The organism is Streptacidiphilus sp. BW17, assembly GCF_041262485.1.
In the GTDB taxonomy this organism is placed as follows: domain Bacteria; phylum Actinomycetota; class Actinomycetes; order Streptomycetales; family Streptomycetaceae; genus Streptacidiphilus.
This window is the reverse complement of sequence record NZ_JBGCCR010000018.1, coordinates 42,040-59,988: the sequence shown is the minus strand read 5'-3', so window position 1 is coordinate 59,988 and position 17,949 is coordinate 42,040. Positions and strand designations below refer to the sequence as shown.

The 17,949-nt window shown below is 70.9% G+C and carries 15 protein-coding genes; 11 read left to right on the top strand and 4 right to left on the bottom strand.

The genetic code is table 11. The annotated features are described in order from the left end of the window. Positions 1-81 precede the first annotated feature (81 nt). From ABH940_RS22075 to ABH940_RS22065, 3 genes are all read left to right on the top strand, one after another. Positions 82-948: a MaoC/PaaZ C-terminal domain-containing protein gene (locus ABH940_RS22075; protein ID WP_370069457.1), complete on the top strand. Its 867-nt coding sequence runs from the start codon at positions 82-84 to the stop codon at positions 946-948. A gap of 110 nt (positions 949-1,058) precedes the next feature. Beyond that, positions 1,059-2,138, top strand: coding sequence for a Zn-dependent alcohol dehydrogenase (locus ABH940_RS22070; protein WP_370069459.1), 1,080 nt, complete (start codon positions 1,059-1,061; stop codon positions 2,136-2,138). 89 nt (positions 2,139-2,227) lie between these two features. After that, the gene (locus ABH940_RS22065) at positions 2,228-3,172 is read left to right on the top strand and encodes a 3-oxoacyl-ACP reductase (RefSeq protein ID WP_370106013.1); all 945 of its coding nucleotides are present in this window, start codon (positions 2,228-2,230) and stop codon (positions 3,170-3,172) included. A 79-nt stretch (positions 3,173-3,251) separates the two neighbouring features. On the opposite strand, the gene ABH940_RS22060 is transcribed toward ABH940_RS22065, so the two are convergent. Together ABH940_RS22060 and ABH940_RS22055 are read right to left on the bottom strand one after the other, a co-directional pair. After that, the gene (locus tag ABH940_RS22060; RefSeq protein ID WP_370069463.1) at positions 3,252-3,401 is read right to left on the bottom strand and encodes a hypothetical protein; all 150 of its coding nucleotides are present in this window, start codon (positions 3,399-3,401) and stop codon (positions 3,252-3,254) included. A gap of 159 nt (positions 3,402-3,560) precedes the next feature. Then, positions 3,561-5,615, bottom strand: coding sequence for an alpha/beta hydrolase family protein (locus tag ABH940_RS22055; RefSeq protein WP_370106012.1), 2,055 nt, complete (start codon positions 5,613-5,615; stop codon positions 3,561-3,563). 398 nt (positions 5,616-6,013) lie between these two features. On the opposite strand from ABH940_RS22055, the gene ABH940_RS22050 reads away from it, so the two are divergent. The 4 genes from ABH940_RS22050 to ABH940_RS22035 all read left to right on the top strand — a co-directional run bounded on the left by ABH940_RS22050 (position 6,014) and on the right by ABH940_RS22035 (position 10,103). After that, positions 6,014-6,907 carry a Nif3-like dinuclear metal center hexameric protein gene (locus tag ABH940_RS22050; RefSeq protein WP_370069467.1) on the top strand — a complete coding sequence of 298 codons (894 nt, stop codon included), beginning with the start codon at positions 6,014-6,016 and terminating at the stop codon, positions 6,905-6,907. A 33-nt stretch (positions 6,908-6,940) separates the two neighbouring features. Then, on the top strand, positions 6,941-7,684 hold the full coding sequence (locus ABH940_RS22045; protein WP_370069634.1) for a zinc ribbon domain-containing protein: 744 nt from the start codon (positions 6,941-6,943) through the stop codon (positions 7,682-7,684). A gap of 105 nt (positions 7,685-7,789) precedes the next feature. Next, complete coding sequence (locus ABH940_RS22040; RefSeq protein ID WP_370069469.1) at positions 7,790-8,926, top strand: bifunctional RNase H/acid phosphatase; 1,137 nt, start codon at positions 7,790-7,792, stop codon at positions 8,924-8,926. A 199-nt stretch (positions 8,927-9,125) separates the two neighbouring features. Then, positions 9,126-10,103, top strand: coding sequence for a phospholipase D-like domain-containing protein (locus ABH940_RS22035; protein WP_370069471.1), 978 nt, complete (start codon positions 9,126-9,128; stop codon positions 10,101-10,103). 71 nt (positions 10,104-10,174) lie between these two features. On the opposite strand, the gene yaaA is transcribed toward ABH940_RS22035, so the two are convergent. After that, entirely contained in the window at positions 10,175-10,975 is an 801-nt protein-coding gene (gene yaaA, locus ABH940_RS22030; protein ID WP_370069473.1) for a peroxide stress protein YaaA, read from the bottom strand. A gap of 147 nt (positions 10,976-11,122) precedes the next feature. Between yaaA and serB the strand changes: the two genes are divergently transcribed. From serB to ABH940_RS22010, 4 genes are all read left to right on the top strand, one after another. Next, positions 11,123-12,349, top strand: coding sequence for a phosphoserine phosphatase SerB (gene serB, locus ABH940_RS22025; protein ID WP_370069475.1), 1,227 nt, complete (start codon positions 11,123-11,125; stop codon positions 12,347-12,349). Between the two features lie 36 nt (positions 12,350-12,385). Next, entirely contained in the window at positions 12,386-13,078 is a 693-nt protein-coding gene (locus ABH940_RS22020; protein ID WP_370106011.1) for a hypothetical protein, read from the top strand. Positions 13,079-13,355: 277 nt separating this feature from the next. Continuing rightward, the gene (locus tag ABH940_RS22015; RefSeq protein WP_370069479.1) at positions 13,356-13,865 is read left to right on the top strand and encodes a hypothetical protein; all 510 of its coding nucleotides are present in this window, start codon (positions 13,356-13,358) and stop codon (positions 13,863-13,865) included. Between the two features lie 9 nt (positions 13,866-13,874). Next, positions 13,875-16,139: a hypothetical protein gene (locus ABH940_RS22010; protein WP_370069481.1), complete on the top strand. Its 2,265-nt coding sequence runs from the start codon at positions 13,875-13,877 to the stop codon at positions 16,137-16,139. Here ABH940_RS22010 and ABH940_RS22005 read toward each other — a convergent pair. Next, positions 16,070-17,866, bottom strand: coding sequence for a hypothetical protein (locus ABH940_RS22005; RefSeq protein WP_370069483.1), 1,797 nt, complete (start codon positions 17,864-17,866; stop codon positions 16,070-16,072). The two genes, ABH940_RS22010 and ABH940_RS22005, sit on opposite strands and share 70 nt — an antisense overlap. Between the last annotated feature and the right edge of the window lie 83 nt (positions 17,867-17,949).

The window sequence follows — 17,949 nt, the reverse complement described above, 5'->3', positions numbered from 1 at the left end:
AGCCAGAGAGCGACACCGCCACAGAGACACCGCCACAGAGACACGGCGACAGAGAGACGGCGACAGAGAAAGGCATCCGCAATGCCCATCGATCCCGCAGTGGCGCTGGCCGCGCCCGCGCGCACCACCGACCTCGCCTGGGACCACAAGGACGTCATCCTCTACCACCTGGGCATCGGCGCCGGCGCGCAGCGTCCCGCCACCGACCCGGACGAGCTGCGCTTCACCTACGAGAAGGATCTCCAGGTCATCCCCAGCTTCGTCACCGTTGCGGGCGGCGGACTGGCCAAGGCGGGTGCCTTCAACCTTCCGGGGCTGGACATCAACCTCGCCCAGGTCCTCCACGGCGGCCAGCGGATCGAACTGCACCGTCCCGTCCCGGCCGTCGGCAAGGCGACGCTCACCAGCTCGCTCGCCGCGATCTACGACAAGGGCAAGGCTGCCGTCCTGGTCATGCGCAGCGAGGCTGCCGACGCGGACGGTCGCCTCTACACCTGCGACACCGAGATCTTCGTGCGCGGCGAGGGCGGCTTCGGCGGAGAGCGCGGCGAGAGCGCGCGGGTCACCTTGCCGGAGCGCGGGGCGGACTACCAGCGCGAGGTGCCGGTCCGGCACGACCAGGCGTTGCTCTACCGGCTCTCCGGCGACTGGAACCCGCTCCACGCCGACCCCGACTTCGCCAAGCTGGCCGGCTTCGACCGCCCCATCCTGCACGGGCTCTGCTCCTACGGAGTCACCCTCAAGGCGGTCGTGGACACCGTCCTCGGCGGCGACGCGACCCGGGTCCGCAGCTACGGCACCCGCTTCGCCGGGATCTTCTTCCCGGGTGAGACGCTGCGCGTCCGCATCTGGGAGGAGTCCGGCAACCGGCTGCTGGTGAGCGCGACCAGCGTCGAGCGCGACGACGCCCCCGTCCTGGCCGACACGGTCGTCACCTACCAGCCCTGACGGACACAGGCGTTCCGTCACCCGCTTTCGACTTCGTTCACAGCGATTCGCGCACTGCAACGACCCCGCACTGCAACGACCCCGCACTGCAACGACCGAGGAGCCCGAAGATGCGCGCAGCGGTACTGCACGAGACCGGTCAGGAGAAACTCGAGGTCCACGAGGGCGTCGACGTCCCGGCCACCGGACCGGGCAAGGTCCGGGTCCGGATGAAGGCCGCCAGCCTGTGCCACTCCGACCTGTCCGCGATGAGCGGCGTGCTGCCGCAGCCCGCGCCGTTCGTGCCCGGGCACGAGGGCGCGGGCGAGGTCACCGAAGTCGGCGAGGGCGTCGAGGGCCTGGCCGTGGGCGACCGGGTCATCGTCTGCTGGATGCCGCCGTGCGGCAACTGCGCCGCGTGCAAGCGCGGCGAGGGCAACCTGTGCCTGGCCGCGTTCATGAACATGGGCACGCCCAGCTACACCCACCAGGGCAAGGACATCTTCGGCTTCTCGGCCACCGGCACCTTCGCCGAGGAGAGCGTCATCGCGGCCGGGTGCGCGTTCAAGATCCCCGACGACGTCCCCTACGAGGTCGCCGCGCTGATCGGCTGCGGGGTCACCACCGGTGTCGGCGCGGCCATCAACACCGCCAAGGTGGAACCGGGCTCGTCGGTCGTGGTGGTCGGCTGCGGTGGCGTGGGCATCGCCGCGATCCAGGGCGCGAAGGTCGCGGGCGCGGCCCAGATCCTCGCCGTCGACCCGGTCGCCGGACGCCGCGAGTGGGCGCTGCGCTTCGGTGCGACCGAGGCGGTCCACCCCGACCAGCTCGACGAGGCCAAGAACCGGATCACCGGTGGTGAGGGCTTCGACTACGCCTTCGAGGTCGTCGGCCGGTCCGCCACCGTCCGCACCGCCTACGACGCCACCCGGCGCGGCGGCGCGCTGGTTGTCGTCGGCGCGGGCGCGATGGACGACATGGCGCAGTTCAACATGTTCGAGCTGTTCTTCAACGAGAAGCGCATCCTGCCGTCCCTCTACGGGGGTTCGGACGTACTCGCCACCTACCGCACGGTCATCGAGCTGTGGCGGGCCGGGCGACTCGACCTCGAAGGCATGGTCACCCACCATGTCCGACTCGAGGCCATCAACGACGCGCTCCAGCAGATGCGCACGGGCGAGGCCCTGCGCACCGTCATCGACCTGGGCTGACCGGCTTCAGACAGCCCCCTGTTCTGCTCTCCTCCGATCCGAACCTCGCTCATCGATCCGAACCTTGCTCATCGACCGGGAGTCAACGGATGACCACCTCTCTGCAAGGCCTCACCGCGATCGTCACCGGCGCGGGCCGGGGTCTCGGCCGCGCCGAGGCGCTGGAACTCGCCCGCGCGGGCGCCAACGTCGTCGTCAACGACTTCGGTGCGCCCGGCCGGGACGGCAGCGGAGGAGCCTCGGCGGCGCCTGCGGATGAGACCGTGGCCGAGATCCTCGCCCTGGGCGGCCACGCCGTCGCCCACTACGGTGACGTCGCCCACCTGGCCGCGGCCGAGGCGCTGGTCGACCTGGCGGTCGAGACCTACGGGCAGTTGGACATCCTGGTCAACAACGCCGGGATCCTCCGCGACCGGATGGTCTTCTCGATGAGCGAGGAGGAGTGGGACTCGGTCATCCACGTCCACCTCAAGGGGCATTTCGCCACCACCCGTTTCGCCGCCGCCCATTGGCGCGACCGCAGCAAGGCGGCCGGCGCTCCGGTCTACGGACGGATCGTCAACACCTCGTCCGAGGCCTTCGTCGCGGGTTCGGCGGGGCAGCCCAACTACGCGGCGGCGAAGGGCGGAATCGTCGGGCTCACCACCAGTTCCGCCTCGGCGCTGGCGCGTTACGGCGTCACCGCCAACGTCATCTGCCCGCGCGCCCGGACGCGGATGACGGAGGACGTCTTCACCGGCTCGATGTCCGCTCCGGACAACGGGATCGACCCCCTGGCCCCGGAACACGTCTCCCCGCTGGTTGCCTATCTGGCGTCCCCGGCGGCTGGCAACGTCAACGGGCAGTGCTTCGTGGTCCATGGCGGCATGGTCGCGGTCCTCGGCGCGCCGCCGGTGCTGGCCAAGTTCGACACGGCCAAGGAGGCCTTCACCCCCGGTGAGCTCGACGAGCTGATGTCGCCGTTCTACGCGGAGCGGCGGCCCGGTGACGGCTTCGCCAACATGGCCGTGCTGGGCCTGAAGCACGAGGTCTGAGCACTGCACTGCCACATGCAGGGCGCGGAGCCTCGCCGGAAACCCGGTGGAACCCCGCGCCCTGAGCTGTGTGGCCCGGTTACTCCGCGCGGCGGTGGCGGCCGTGTGTCGCGGGGTTGCCCTGGCTGCTGTTCTCCTTGACCTCGCTCTCGGACAGGTGGCCCCGGTGACGCCCGTGGGCGTCCTCCTCGGCGCCGTTCTCATTGATGTCGGTGAGGGCATCAGACATGAGAGTTGTCTTCTCCGTTTGCTCATCGTCGTCGTACACGTTCACTACTGCTGTACTGCACTTGCACTACTGCTCTACTGCTCTACTGCTCTACTGCTCTACTGCGACGAGTGCGTTACCGCACTTGTGTTTCAACCCTAGTAAAACCTTCGGCTCGATTCACGTCGGGCGCGCACTACGCAAGAAACCCGCCAGCAACTCCTGCAGCAGCGGCGCACCCTCCTCGGCCAGGACCTCGTGCCCCGCGCCCGCTGCCTCGACGTACTGGAAGTCGCTCCCCTCGACCCGGCCGATCCGCAGCAACTCCTGCCGCAGCAAACGGGACTGGGTGACCGGCACGACATCGTCCGCGTCGCCGTGCACGATCAGCAACTCGGACGTCAGCCGATGACAGAGCAGCAGGACGTCCCGGGGGCCGCGCCCGTCGGCAGGCTCCTCGGCCGCGCCCATCCGCTCGGCGAGACCTTGCACCGCGGGTCCGGCCTCCGCCTGCAGTCGTGCTCCCGACAGGAACGGTGACACGGCCGCCACCCGAGCCACCCGCTCCGGCGCTGTTCCCGCTGCCAGCAGCGCCAGGAACGCGCCGTAGCTGACGCCGAACAACGCCACCCGGCCCAGGCCCAGTGACGCGCGCTGCCCGCCGATGCTCCGGAGCAGCGTCAGCACGTCGTCCAGATCCGGGCCGCCCCAGGCGTTCTGGACGGCTTCGGCATGCTCGGTGCCGTAACCCGTGCTGCCACGCTGGTTGGGCGCGACCACGGCCATGCCCTCTGCCGCGAAGCGTTGCAGCGTCGGTTCGAACTCCAACCGCCAGGCGTCGGCGGGGCCGCCGTGCAGGGCCATCACCAGGTGTTCGGCGGTGAGCCAGGCGTCGCCGCCGTAGACGACGCCCTCCAGCGGACCGGCCGCGCCCGGCAGGGTGACCGTCTGCGCGGACTCCCATGGGCGGCCGTCGCCGCGCCGTGCGCTGCCGTCCAACCGCCAACCCGTCTCGCGTGGTTGGGGGATGACCTTGACCACGCTGTTGAACCCGGCCCGGCCGCCCTGCAACGGAGCCAGCCCCAGCGGCACGGGCTGGACTATCGGTCTGGTCTCGCCGCTGAGCAGCAGATCGACGTCGACGGAGGCCATCGCCGCGGGATGGTCCGGGGCGGAGTACGGCATCCGCAGGCCCGCCACCGACCAGTGCGCCACGCCGCCCAGCCTCCCCGGAGGGACGCGGAGCGGATCGAGCCGCGCAGAGCCCGGCTCCCACAGGGCGAGCGTCGAGGTGGCGCCCCAGTCGGCCTGGACGGCGACCCGGTTGCGCCCGGGCTCGATGGCGATCGGCCGCAGGAACTGGCGTCCGCCGCGCAGGCATTCGGGAAAGCGGGGCGGCTCGTCGGACCCGAGCCGCCCCCAGCCGAGCCGATCCTCACCGGGCGCGTCGCTGCGGACCAGGACCAGGCCGGTAGCCGGATCACAGGCGGCCAGGCGGTCGTTGCTGCGGGCGGAGAGTTCCAGCAGCGGCGAGACCGATCCGGTGACCAGGTCCAGCGCGACCGCCTTGACCCGGGGGGAGCCGTCGGCGAGCCGTTGCAACTGGTCCAGCCCCAGCAGGCGTCCGCCCTCGTCCAGCCAGATCCCGCCGCCGCTCCGGCCGGGCAGCTCGGCGACGAGCTGCGGTGCGGAGACGCCGTCGGCGCTCACCAGCCAGACCGAGGTGGTGCTCACGCCGTCGGTGCCGAGCGCCACCGCGACCGGAGCGCCGGGGGCAGGCGAGGGGAGTGGCAGCAACCGCAGGCCCGCCTGTTGGAGACGACCGGCAGACAGATCCGCCTGACCGTCCGTGCCCCGGACCACCAGTTCCTGCCAGAGTCCCTCGTGACGGCAGATCAGCACCCGGCCGTCGGCCAGCGGAAGCAGCTGCGACTGCAGGTGCTCCGACCGGTGGCCGCCCGTGCCGGGCCGGAGCGGCTCCGGAACGCAGAGCCCGCCCGGCTCCTGGCTGAGCCGCCAGCTCTCCACGAACCAGCGCCCGTCCGCCTCGGCGGCCAGGCAGGCCGCGTGCGAGCCGTCGGCGGAGAAGGCGAAGCTCACCCGCCGCAGCGCGGCCGAGGTGTGCCCGCCGGGCTGCCCGGAGGCTTCACCCGCCGCGGAGCTGCGGTGCGGAGAACCCTGGGAACCCTGCGAGCGCTGAGAACGAGGAGGGACGGTGAGAGGGATCGCGGTCATGGCTGCACCACCGCTGCTCGGTCGACGGCCGAGGGGCGGTCGACGGACAAGTAGGAGACGTGTGCGCGTACAAGTGCGAGGAGGAGATGTGCGTGTGCGTGTACTGCGCGTCCGAGTACGAGGGCGCGAGGCAGCGCGGCGTGACGCGCCCCCCGGCGCCGACGGGATCGGCCCGACCAGCTGAGCCGCCTCTGCCCTGCTCGCAGCTCGTGATCCGGCACGTCCCGCTGTGGAACGCGGCCGGGCGGTGACCTCGTCCGCACCACCGAAGCTACTTTCGTCTGTGCGCCGCTCGCACGGGATCGCGGATTCATCACTCGTACGGGTGGAGCTGCCAATCGGGCCGTAACCTTCCGCGTTGTCCGAAGCGGCGGCTCTGCCGCGATACCCTCGGACACGTGCCGAAACTCGCTGACGTCCGCTCCGTCCTCGACGAGCTGTACCCGCCCGCCTGGGCGGAGTCGTGGGACGCCGTCGGACTGGTCTGCGGTGACCCCGAGGACGAGGTCAGCCGGGTCCTGTTCGCGGTCGATCCGGTTCAGGCCGTGGTCGACGAGGCGGTCGCCTTCGGCGCGCAGCTGGTGGTCACGCACCACCCGCTCTATCTGCGCGGCACCACGAGCGTGGCCGCCGACACCTTCAAGGGCCGGGTCGTCCACACGCTGATCCGCAACGGCATCGGCCTGCTGGTCGCCCACACCAACGCCGACCACGCCGACCCCGGTGTCTCCGACGCCCTGGCCGAGGCGGTCGGTCTGCGCATCACCGGTCCGCTGATCCCCGATCCGACCGACCCGCAGGGCCGCCGCGGCACGGGCCGGATCGGCGAGCTGCCCGAGCCCGAGCCACTCGCCGCCTTCGCCGCGCGGGTCGCCGCCGGTCTCCCGGCCACCGCCCAGGGCGTCCGCGCCGCCGGTGACCCGGACCGTCCGATCCGACGCGTCGCTGTCTGCGGCGGCTCCGGAGACAGCTTCTTCGCCGCCGTCCGCGAGGCCGGCGTCGACGCCTACGTCACCGCCGACCTACGGCACCACCCCGCCTCCGAGGCCCGCGAGCACGCGGACATCGCGCTGGTCGACGCCGCCCACTGGGCCACCGAGTGGCCGTGGCTGCGCAGCGCCGAGAGCCGACTGCTCGCCACCGCCGAGAAGCACGGCTGGGAGCTGGAGACGCGGGTGTCCACCCAGGTCACCGACCCCTGGACCGCACACGCCCCGATGGCCTTCCCGGCCACGTCGGCCGTCATGGCCGACGCCGCCACTTCGGCCACCACCGCCGTCACGGCCCCCTGACAGCCACCCCTTCCACCCGCTGAGGAGCACCCCCTGAACGCCGCGCCCGCCGACCAGATCCGCCTGCTGGACCTGCAGGCACTCGACTCCCGCCTGGACCAGCTCGCCCACCGTCGGCGCACGCTGCCCGAGCACGCGGAGATCGAGCAGCGCAACGCCGACCTGTCCCAGCTGCGGTCGCTGACCGTCGCCGCGGAGACCCAGCTCAGCGACACCCAGCGCGAGCTGACCAAGGCCGAGCAGGACGTCGACCAGGTCCGCCAGCGCGCCGCACGCAACCAGAAGCTCCTCGACTCGGGCAGTGTCAGCTCCGCCAGGGACCTGGCCAACCTCCAGCACGAGGTCGGTTCGCTGGCCAAGCGCCAGGGCGACCTGGAGGACGTGGTCCTGGAGATCATGGAGCGGCTCGAGTCCGCCCAGACCCGGGTCAGCGAGATGACCGCCCGCCGTGACGACGCCGAGAGCAGCGCCAAGGAGGCCGAGGCCCGCCGGGGTGTCTCCTACGGCTCGATCGATGCCGAGATCGAGAAGACAACCCGCGACCGCGAGGCCGTCGGCGCCGCGCTCCCGGCCGACCTGATGAAGGTCTACACCCGCCTGCGCCAGCAGAACGGCGGGATCGGCGCGGCCCGCCTCTACCAGCGCCGGTGCGAGGGCTGCCGGGTCGAGCTCAGCATCACCGACCTGAGCGTCGTCCGCGCCGCCGCGGCCGACGAGGTGCTCCGTTGCGAGAACTGCGGCCGCATCCTGGTCCGCACGGCGGACTCCGGTCTCTGACCGCTGCATCCGGCCCCGACGCGGGTATGACACGGTGGACGCCGGAATCTCCGGGATCGCGGCGAGTGCGGCGAGTGCGGGGAGCTTGAGAAGCGGAGGCAGGCCGTGACCGTAGCTGCGGGAGCCGGTCGACGGTTCATCGTCGAGGCGGACGGCGGGTCTCGGGGCAACCCCGGGCCCGCCGGCTACGGCGCGGTGGTGCGCGACGGCGACACCGGCGAACTGCTGACCGAGGCCGCCGAGTACATCGGGCGGGCCACCAACAACGTGGCGGAGTACCGCGGCCTGATCGCGGGCCTGCGTGCCGCGCACGCCATCGACCCGGAGGGGTCGGTCGCGGTGCGGATGGACTCCAAGCTGGTCGTCGAGCAGATGTCGGGCCGCTGGCAGGTCAAGCACCCGGACATGAAGCCGCTGGCCGCGGAGGCACGTTCGGTGTTTCCAGGCGACCGGGTCGGCTACACCTGGATCCCGCGCAATCAGAACAAGCATGCGGACCGGCTGGCCAACGAGGCCATGGACGCGGGCCAGGCCGGCGGTGCCTGGGAGCCGAAGTCCACCCCGGCAGTCACGACCGCGCCCGCTCCGGCAAGCTCCGGATGGGCCGCGCCGCCTGATCTCGGCACGCCGACGACCTTCGTGCTGCTGCGCCATGGCGAGACCCCGCTGACCCCGGAGAAGCGCTTCTCCGGCAGCGGTGGTGCCGACCTCTCCCTCTCCGACCGGGGCCGCTGGCAGGCAGGGCGGGCCGCCTCCGCGCTTGCCGTGCGCGGAACGATCGAGGCGATCGTCTCCTCTCCGCTGGCCCGCTGCCGTGAGACCGCGGGCGTCGTCGCGGACGCCCTCGGCCTTGAGGTCCACGTGGAGGACGGCCTGCGCGAGACGGACTTCGGCATCTTCGAAGGCCTTACCTTCGCCGAGGTGAAGGAGCGTCACCAGGCGGCGCTGGATGCCTGGTTGGCCTCGCCCAAGGCGGCCCCGCCGGATGGCGAGAGCTTTGTCGCCGTCACCCGTCGCGTCTCGGCGGCCCGCGACCGGCTGCTCACCCGCTATGCGGGCCGGACGGTCTTGGTCGTCTCTCACGTCAGCCCGATCAAGACCTTGGTGCGCCTCGCACTGGGTGCACCCGCCGAGGCGCTCTACCGGATGGAGTTGAGCGCGGCAGCACTCTCCGCGGTCCAGTACTACGCGGACGGCAACGCCTCGCTGCGCCTCTTCAACGACACGTCACATCTGCGTTGACCAGCGCCGTTCCACGCGCGTAGCGATCTCCCTCACGGAGTCTCCCTGCGTGCGTCGCAATTTAGCCATGGACATTTCACTTTGAACTTCTTCTGAAGAAGTCTACGCGCGTGGTGTGCTGGTTCGTGGTCGGCCGACCGTTCCGCGAGCCCCGTCAGCAGCACTGGCTCTCCGTCAACTCCCCTAGGAGAAGCACCACATGCGCAAGGGAATCCGCCAGGCCTTCGTCGCCTGCGCCGCCGGAGCCGCACTCTTCGCCGGCGCCATGCCTGCCCACGCCGCAAGCTACTCGGCCTTCGCGTTCAACCTCGGATCCTCCGAGCCGGACATCTACAACTTCATCAACTCCGCCACGTCGACGCTCGACATGACGATGTACGAGCTCAGTGACACCACCGCCGTCAACGACCTGATCGCCCGTGAGCAGGCCGGTGTGACGGTCCGCGTGATCCTCGATCGCACCCGTACCTCGGTCAACGACTCCGCGTACAACACACTGAAGAACGCGGGCGTGGGTGTCGTCTGGTCCTCCTCGTCCTACGTCTACACCCACCAGAAGACCATCACGGTGGACGGCTCCGAGTCGCTGATCCTCACCGGCAACCTGACTTCCAAGTACTACTCGACCAGCCGTGACTACGGCGTCTTCGACAACGACCCCAACGACGTCTCCGCGATCGAGAACGTCTTCAACGCGGACTACACGCAGACCGCGGTCACCCCCAGCGACGGCGACAACCTGCTCTGGTCGCCCACCGACTCGCGCAGCCGACTGCTGACCGTGATCAACGGCGCGACGACGACCCTCGACGTCGAGGAGGAGGAGTTCAGCGACCAGACCGTGGTCGACGCGATAGCGGCGCGCGCCTCGGCCGGCGTCAAGGTGCGCGTGGTTGTGGAGGACCCGGCCAGCTACTCCAGCGAGGTCTCCGAGATCCAGAACGCCGGTGGCATCGTGGTGGGTTACTCCTCCAGCACCGGCTTCTACATCCACGCCAAGGCGATCGTCGCCGACTACGGCCTGTCCACCCAGGCGGTCGAGGCCGGCTCGATGAACATCAGCAGCAACTCGCTCGACAACAACCGCGAGTTGGGCGTGATCCTCACCGACGGCGGTGTGGCCTCGACCATCGAGAACGCCTTCAGCAGCGACTACCAGGGCGGCACCGCAGCCTGAGCACCTCTCTGATCGCCCGCCCGATCACCCGTCTGACCACGCGTCTGTTCGCCCGATCAGAGCTCGGATGATCAGAGCTCGGAGACGACGACGTCCAGCGCCCACGGCTTCCCGGCCGTGGGCGCCGGCGTAGGCGCCTCGACCGTGTACTTGAGGTCGAGCAGGGCCTCGACCAACTCGGCCGGAGAGCCGGGGTCGGCCCCCGCCTCCAGCAGTTGCCGCAGCAGGCGGCCCTTGGTGGCCTTGTTGAAGTGGCTGACCACCGACCGCTTGGTCACGCCGCTCACGACCCGCTCGTGCAGCACCCGGACCGTCGCGGTGCGTGAGGCGACCTCGCCCGTCGGCTTCCACAGCGCGGCATAGGCCGAGGAGCGCAGGTCCAACACCAGCCCGTCGCCCGCAGCCTCGGGCATGGCCGCCGCCATCGGCTTGCGCCAGTACGCGCCGAGCCCGCCCAGCGGCGGCAGCTTGACGCCGCCGGAGCAGCGGTAGGGAGGGATCCGGTCGGTGATCCGGACCGCACCCCAGAGGCCGGAGAAGACCAGCAGGCTGCGCTCGGCCAGCGACCGCGCCTGCGCCGGGAGCTCGGCCAGGCCGAGCGCGTCGTAGAGCACTCCCGTGTAGAGCTCGCCGGCCGGCAGTGCGGCGGCCGTCCGGAGCTGTGCGTTGCGGGTGAGCTCACCCCGAAGACCGTCACTGAGCCCGAGGACCTCCAATGCGGTCGGCTCGTCTCCGGTGCTGAGGGCGACGAGCGCGTCGAGCACGCTCCGACGGGTCGTGGTGAGCGAGGGAAGCGCAAGAGCCTCCAGATCGAGCGGCGCGCCCTCTCCGGACGCGGCCTTCCCCTCCGACGGCGGCAACAGCACCAGCACTGAGCGACTCCTCCTGACAGGTCTTCCCGCAGGCAACCTTACGGTCTGCTTGCCCGTGTCTGCGCCGAGCCGCCGGTCCGCCCGGGTGTCCGTCTGGCGGGACACCGGCGAGGTGCCTGATGGGCAGCCGGTAGCGTGGGCCTCACCATGAACGCAAAGCCTGCCGCCGACGCAGCCACCGCCGAGACCCTGAGCCCCGACACCCCGACCCTGCTGGTCAAGGTCTTCGGGAAGGACCGCCCGGGCATCACCACGGGCCTGTTCGCCACCCTGGCCGAGCACGACGTCGACGTCGTCGACTTCGAGCAGGTCGTCACCCGTGGACGCATCGTGCTCTGCGCCCTGGTCACCGCCCCGCCCCGGGACGGTGAGCTTCGCGCCCAGGTGCACCAGTGGGCGGAGAGCTGCAGGCTCGAGGCCGAGGTGATCTCCGGCAAGGGTGACAACCGGCCCCGTGGCGAGGGCCGCTCGCACGTCACCGTGCTCGGCCACCCGCTGCCTGCCTCGGCCGTGGCCGCCCTCAGTGCTCGGATCACCGAGGCGGGCGGCAACATCGACCGTGTCTTCCGCCTGGCGAAGTACCCGGTCACCGCCGTCGAGCTGGCCGTCTCCGGTGTCCCCACCGAGACTTTGCGCGCCGCCCTGGCCCCAGAGGCCGCCGCCCAGCGCGTGGACGTCGCCGTCGTCGCCTCGGGCCTGCAGCGCCGGGCCAAGCGACTGGTGGTCATGGACGTGGACTCGACCCTGATCCAGGACGAGGTCATCGAGCTCTTCGCCGCCCATGCCGGCTGCGAGCCGCAGGTCGCTGAGATCACCGCCGCTGCGATGCGCGGTGAGCTGGACTTCTCCGAGTCGCTCCGTGCCAGGGTCGCCCTGCTGGCGGGCCTGGACGCGGACGTGGTGGCCAAGGTCCGCAGCGAGGTCCGGCTGACCCCCGGTGCCCGGACCCTGATCCGCACCCTCAAGCGGTTGGGCTACCAGGTCGGCATCGTCTCCGGCGGATTCACCCAGGTCACGGACGACCTGGTCGACCGGCTCGGGCTGGACTTCGCAGCCGCCAACACCCTCGAGGTGGTGGACGGGCGTTTCACCGGCCGGGTGGTCGGCGACATCGTCGACCGGGCCGGCAAGGCCGCCATACTGCGTCGCTTCGCAGCGGAGGCGGATGTCCCGCTGGAGCAGACCGTCGCCATCGGCGACGGCGCCAACGACCTGGACATGCTGAACACCGCGGGGCTCGGTGTCGCCTTCAATGCCAAGCCGGTCGTCCGTGAGGCCGCGCACACGGCCGTGAACGTGCCCTTCCTGGACACCGTCCTGTACCTGCTCGGGATCTCCCGGGAGGAAGTCGAGGAGGACGACGGCGCGGCGTAAGCCGCCGTCCGGAGCAGGGCCGGTCACCATCGAGGAATGCACCTGCATTACGGAACCGGCCGTTCCGCTCTGCTCTTCATGCTGGTCGCGTTCGTCGCGACCTTCGCGGTCACCCGGTTGGTCGTGCGCATGATCCGTTCCGGGCGCGGTCCCTTGGGCAATGTGGCCGTCGGGTCGGTGCATGTGCACCATCTGGTGCCCGGGATCTTCCTGATGCTGATCGCCGGACCAGTCGAGTTCGTGGCCGTCCCGCACGGCCTCTTCCGCGATGTCGTCGCCGGGGTCTTCGGTGTCGGCGCCGCGCTGACGCTGGACGAGTTCGCCCTCTGGCTCCATCTTTCCGACGTCTACTGGGCAGCGGAGGGACGTAAGTCGGTCGACACCGTCGTGGGTGTCGCCGCTCTGGGTGGGATCGGGCTGCTCGTCTCCAACCCGTTCTCCCGCCAACCAGGGGAGGGGACCTGGTTCTTCGTCACGTTCCTCTTGCTCAACTGTGCGTTGTCGGTGGTCTCCGCTCTCAAGGGGCGGCTCTTTCTCGGCCTTGCTGGTGTGCTGCTCCCGTTCCTCGCTCTGTGGGGCGCTTGCCGGCTGGCATACCCCGGCTCGCCCTGGTTCCGCCGCTTCTACGGCGAGGGGAGTTCCAAGCACACCCGCGCTGAACGCCGCGCCGCCCGCCGTACGCTGACCGGGCGGTTCAAGTCCCTGCTGAGCGGGATGCCGGAGCAGTGATGTGCACTTCTGTCCGGCGTGCCCTCAAGCGTGTGTCTTCGGTGCCATCCCGTGTGCGGCACCCTGATACCCCTCATGCGATGCGACCCGATCGTCGGGGTCGCTGACGCGTCGTTGAGAGAGACGTTAGACCTGGAACCGCAGGACGCCATCCTCTTTGCGCCGCTGTTCACCTGATGGAGTGGTACATGCGCTCGATCGAGTGGGAACATGCGAACGGAACGCCACGGGCCCGACTTCTCGCTACCGTGGAGATCACGGGAGAAGGGGGAGCGTCATGGTTGCCGAGTTGGTTGAGCTGGCCACAGTGGGTTCGACGGCCTTCGTGACAGCGGCCGGTGGGGACTTGTGGGAGCAGTTCAAGGGCGGCATCGCCAAGGTCCTCGGCCGAGGCAAGGACCAGCGGGTCGCCTCCGCGGAGCTGGAACTCGCGCGCACCCAGATCCTGGTGGCGGCGGAGCCCGCCGAGGGGCCAGGGGCGGCAGGCGGGCCGGCCACTGACGCAGGCACCGCATCCGCACTGGCCGAGCAGACCCGTCTGGCGTGGCAGGCACGCCTGTTGGAGGTCTTCGCCCAGGATGCGACGGCCGCCGACGAGGTGCGGGCGCTGGTGTCTGACCTCCGGGCGGCGGCCCAGGAGCGGGCGACCGGCGGGACGACCATCACCAACTCGCTGGACGGCGGTAGCCACGGCACGGTGATCCAGGTGGGCACGATCGGCAAGGTAGGAAGCCTCACTTTGGGTGGCGCCAGCGACAGCAACCGCCCCAGCGGCGCGGGCGCGTAGGGCGCGGACATGGGGGAGAACATCTCCAACTCCGTGTCGGGCGGCAGCCACGGCACGGTGGTCCAGATGGGCGCGGTCTACGGCACCGTGACGATCAACAATGGGCAGCCAGGCCAGCGGGCCGAACTGCCGTCGGGCGCATGGGAAGTCCCGGCGAGCGCCCCGCTGCTGGTCGACCGGTCACAGGAGCGTGCAGGCCTCGGCGAGTGGTTCCGAGGTGCCGCATCAGGTGCCGCACGAACGGCGGTCGTGAGCGGCCTGCACGGGGTGGGTAAGCGCGAACTCGTCCGCCACATCGCCCACTCCCTCACGGACCGTCACCCGGAGTGGCAGCTCTATGTCGACTACGCCACCGCGGCTGAGGTCGGTCCTGCACCCGGCGGAGGCCCAGGCAGCGTGGTCGGTCTGGGTGGCTTGGGCGGTGACCCGAGTCGCGCGCTGACCCGATGCCTGAGCTCACTCGGCCTTGCCGAGGAGCACCAACCGGACTCGGCCAAGGAGAAGCTGGCCGAGTTCCGCCGCCGCTGCGCGGGGAAGCAGGTCCTGGTCGTGGTCGAGAACGCCGCGACCGCCGCGCAGATCCGGATGCTGACGCCGGGCGTTCCGGGATCGGCCGTGCTTGCCACCAGCAGGCGCTATCTCGGCGAACTCAAACTGGACGGTGCCCGCCTGCTCCGCCTCGGACCGCTGGACCTGGCGGCAGGCGCAGAGCTGCTCACGGCCCTGATGGACGATCCCGTACAGGCCGCCGAGCACCAAGCGGCCATAGCCGAGGTGGTGGCGCTCTGCGGCGGCCTGCCACTGGCCGTCCAACTGATGGCCGCACGCCTGGCGTTGCACCCGGGGATGACCCCCGCCAGGCTCACTGAGGAACTCCGCGACGAGTCCCGGCGGCTCGACGTGCTCACTGTCACGGGCTCGGACGGCGACGATCCCCTGCAGGAGGGTGAACGCAGCGTGCGAGGGCCCCTGGACCTCACCTATCGGGACCTGACCCCTGAGCAGGCGGCCGTCTACCGTGCCGTGGGTCTACTCCCGGTCGCCTCTTTCGACGCCGCCGTGATGGCAGCCGCGCTCGCCGCCGATGCCGAGCCCATCCGAGGCGCCCTCGACCACCTGGTGAGGACCTGCCTGCTCGAAGCTGTCGGTGACGGCCGTTTCCAGGTCCATCCGCTGGTCCGGCTACACGCACGCGAACGCGCCCAGCACCAGCACGAAATGCGGCACGAGCATGCGTCGCCGGGGCCGAACCGGCAGGCGGCCGATGTGCTGGCGCGCGTCACCGAGCACTACCTGGTCCTCGCGGCACAGGCGGACCGCGCCGTCCGACTGGACCGACTCCGTGTCGCGGATCTTGAGGGCCTGCTCGAAGGTCGCCCCAACCCCTTCGCGGCGCAGAGTGGGAACGCCGGGCCGGTGGCGCTGGCCTGGTTGGGACGTGAGCGCGAGGCGCTGCTCGCGGTCCTGCGCGAGGCCTCCAGGGAGCGGGCCTTGGCCGAACTGGTCTGGCCGTTGGCCGAGGCACTTGTGGTGCTCTTCCTCCATGACCGTCGGCTGGAGGAGTGGCAGGAGAGCCTACGGCTCGGCGTGGATGCCGCAGTTGCTGCGGGCTCGGACGCGGGAGAGGCCAGGCTGCGCAGCTTGCGGTCCCGGCCCCTGCTCGACCTGGGCCGGGACGACGACGCGATCCGGGAGCTCGACCTTGCCGCCGAACACGCGGCCAGGGCCGATCGTCCGCTCCTCGCCGCCTCCGTCCACGAGATGCTCGGCCGCTACTGGCTGGAGCACGATCCGACCCGGGCCGTGGCCGTGTTCACCCGCACGGTAGAGCTCAACCTCGCCGTCCCGGACGACCGGGGAACCGCGCTGGCTCGGCTCTTCCTCGGCGTCGCGCTCAACGCCAACGGCGAGCCGGCCCCGGCCCTGGCCGCGCTGGACCAGGCCCGGGTCGACCTGGAAGAACTTCCCACGCCGGATGGCAGGATGGCCGCCCGCGCTCGTGCAGCAGCGGGGGAGTCACATCGTCTTCTCGGTGACCTGCCACGGGCAGCGGAGGAACTGCGGCAGGCCGCGCAGGCACTGCGCGAGCACCAGGCCACCGCCTACGAGGCCGACACGCGCTGCCTGCTCGCGGAGGTCCTGCTCACGCTCGACCCGACCGACCTCGCGACGGCACGGAACGAACTGGAGCAGGCTCGCCAGATCTACGACCTCGGCGGCAACCCCAAGGCCGCCACGGTCACCGCCCGGCTCAGTCGACTGGACGGCGCCTGAGATCCGTCGTCCAGCGACGTCAGCGTGACCCGGTACCGTACCGGGCCGATGCGCAGCGCGAGTTGGCCTCCGGCCAGCGTAGTAGCCGCTTGAGCGACCACCGGCGCGACCCCCGAGCGCAGGCGGGCATAGACGGCCGCCGCGACGGGCAACGGGTCGTGGGTCGGAGGCTCCAACTCCGCCTGCACCAGCCCACCACCCGCGACCGCCGCCACAAAGCGCCCGGGTCCCGTCTCCACCACGGCGATCCGGGCAGTGGGACAGGCGTCGAAGGCCTCGCCGAGCACGGCCTCGACGTTCCCCGGCCCGGACGCGTCTTCGACCGCTGATGCCTCGATGCCCTCAGGACCCGTCACGAGTACGACTGAGGCACTGAGCCGGATCGCGCTGTCGGGCTCCTCGCTGTCGCAGGCGAGGAAGTACAGCTCGTCGTGCTCCTCGTCCCGGACTGGAGCGAGTCGTGTGGGGAGGCGCTCCGCCACGAGAGTCGCGTCGTCCGGCACGCTCCGCAGGGAGACCCACGCGGCCTGCGCGGCCCGAGGACGGACCGCGCGCGGCAGCGTAGGCACCGGGAACCCCTGGATCCGTACCGGCTCCGAGGGCTCGTCCAGGCCCAGCATCCGGTACACCAGCGCACGCAACCGTGCGGAGTCAGAGGAGCGCCCGCTGCCGTGAAGGTCGTCACCGTCACCGACATCGATACCGTCGACAGAGCCGTTGCCCGCGTCCCCGATGAATGTCCGTCGTGCCAGATCGTCCCAACGCCCAGGCTTATGACCCGTGATCAGCTCCTCGACCTGCTCGCGCAGCGGACGGTGCGATGCCAAGCGGGGCGCCGACGAGCCGAACTCCGCGCCGGTCGTGCCGGGGACGGCGTCCTCGCCGAACGTCGCCACCGCAGTGGGGCGGTCCAGCGTGGCGGCGTAGAAGGTGACCGAACCGTGGTCCCCGAGCACCGCATCGGCCGCCACCACCGCTGCCTGCCAACCGCGGTCCGGGGGTATCAGCAGCAGCCCCGCTCCGATGGCTGGTGCCAGGACGCGGTGGATCGCCTCGGGGCCGTGGAAGGCCCAGATGTTGGGGTGGGCGACAAGCGCCACCCGGTACCCGTCCATCGGCAGTGCGCCCAGAAGCTGCGTCGGCAGGTGCGGTCGACGGCCGAGGAGGGAGGAACTGGCCCACGTCGAACTGACCACGACCAGGCGCTGGCCCGGCTGCACGCCCAACGCTCGTCGGTACGCGGCACGTTGCGGCAGGCTGGCCAGCAGTTGTTCCCGGCACACGTCGCCGACCAGGACCGCTCCCGCACCGGCCCGTGGGTCCGCTGCGGCCAACTGGGCCTGCTGGTCGGGGTGGGCGACGGTCATGGTGGCGCGGCCGAGGAGGCGTTCCGGTACGAGTCCGGAGAGTCGGCTGCCCGTGCTGCGCGCGTCCGGCACGTGCTTGTGGAAGCCCACCCCGTGCGGGATCACCAGGACCGGGCAGTCGCCGGGCACGTCCACGTTCTCGCTCGCGGACAGGACCAGATCCGGTGCCGCCTCGGCGACGTGCTCCCAGGGCACGGTCCGGCAACCGTGCCGTCGGAGCAGCTCCGGCACGCCGCTTCCGAACGCCGAGGTCGGGTCGTGCGCGAAAAGCACTTCGACGCGCTCGTCACCGTCCACCAGCGCCGGGAGTGCCTCCAGGGCCCGGATCGCCGAGGTCAGGGTGCGCGTTGCGACCAGCAATCGCCGATGAGCCGCGAAGGTACGCCACCGCTCCTCATCCGCGAGCCGCCCGCCCCGCCCGGCCCAAGCCCGTCCGGCTCGCG

Coding starts and splice junctions, on each gene's coding strand:
- ABH940_RS22075 (WP_370069457.1), top strand. CDS start 82: ATGCCCATCGATCCCGCAGTGGCGCTGGCCGCGCCCGCGCGCACCACC.
- ABH940_RS22070 (WP_370069459.1), top strand. CDS start 1,059: ATGCGCGCAGCGGTACTGCACGAGACCGGTCAGGAGAAACTCGAGGTC.
- ABH940_RS22065 (WP_370106013.1), top strand. CDS start 2,228: ATGACCACCTCTCTGCAAGGCCTCACCGCGATCGTCACCGGCGCGGGC.
- ABH940_RS22060 (WP_370069463.1), bottom strand. CDS start 3,401: ATGTCTGATGCCCTCACCGACATCAATGAGAACGGCGCCGAGGAGGAC.
- ABH940_RS22055 (WP_370106012.1), bottom strand. CDS start 5,615: ATGACCGCGATCCCTCTCACCGTCCCTCCTCGTTCTCAGCGCTCGCAG.
- ABH940_RS22035 (WP_370069471.1), top strand. CDS start 9,126: ATGCGCAAGGGAATCCGCCAGGCCTTCGTCGCCTGCGCCGCCGGAGCC.
- serB (WP_370069475.1), top strand. CDS start 11,123: ATGAACGCAAAGCCTGCCGCCGACGCAGCCACCGCCGAGACCCTGAGC.
- ABH940_RS22020 (WP_370106011.1), top strand. CDS start 12,386: ATGCACCTGCATTACGGAACCGGCCGTTCCGCTCTGCTCTTCATGCTG.
- ABH940_RS22015 (WP_370069479.1), top strand. CDS start 13,356: ATGGTTGCCGAGTTGGTTGAGCTGGCCACAGTGGGTTCGACGGCCTTC.
- ABH940_RS22010 (WP_370069481.1), top strand. CDS start 13,875: ATGGGGGAGAACATCTCCAACTCCGTGTCGGGCGGCAGCCACGGCACG.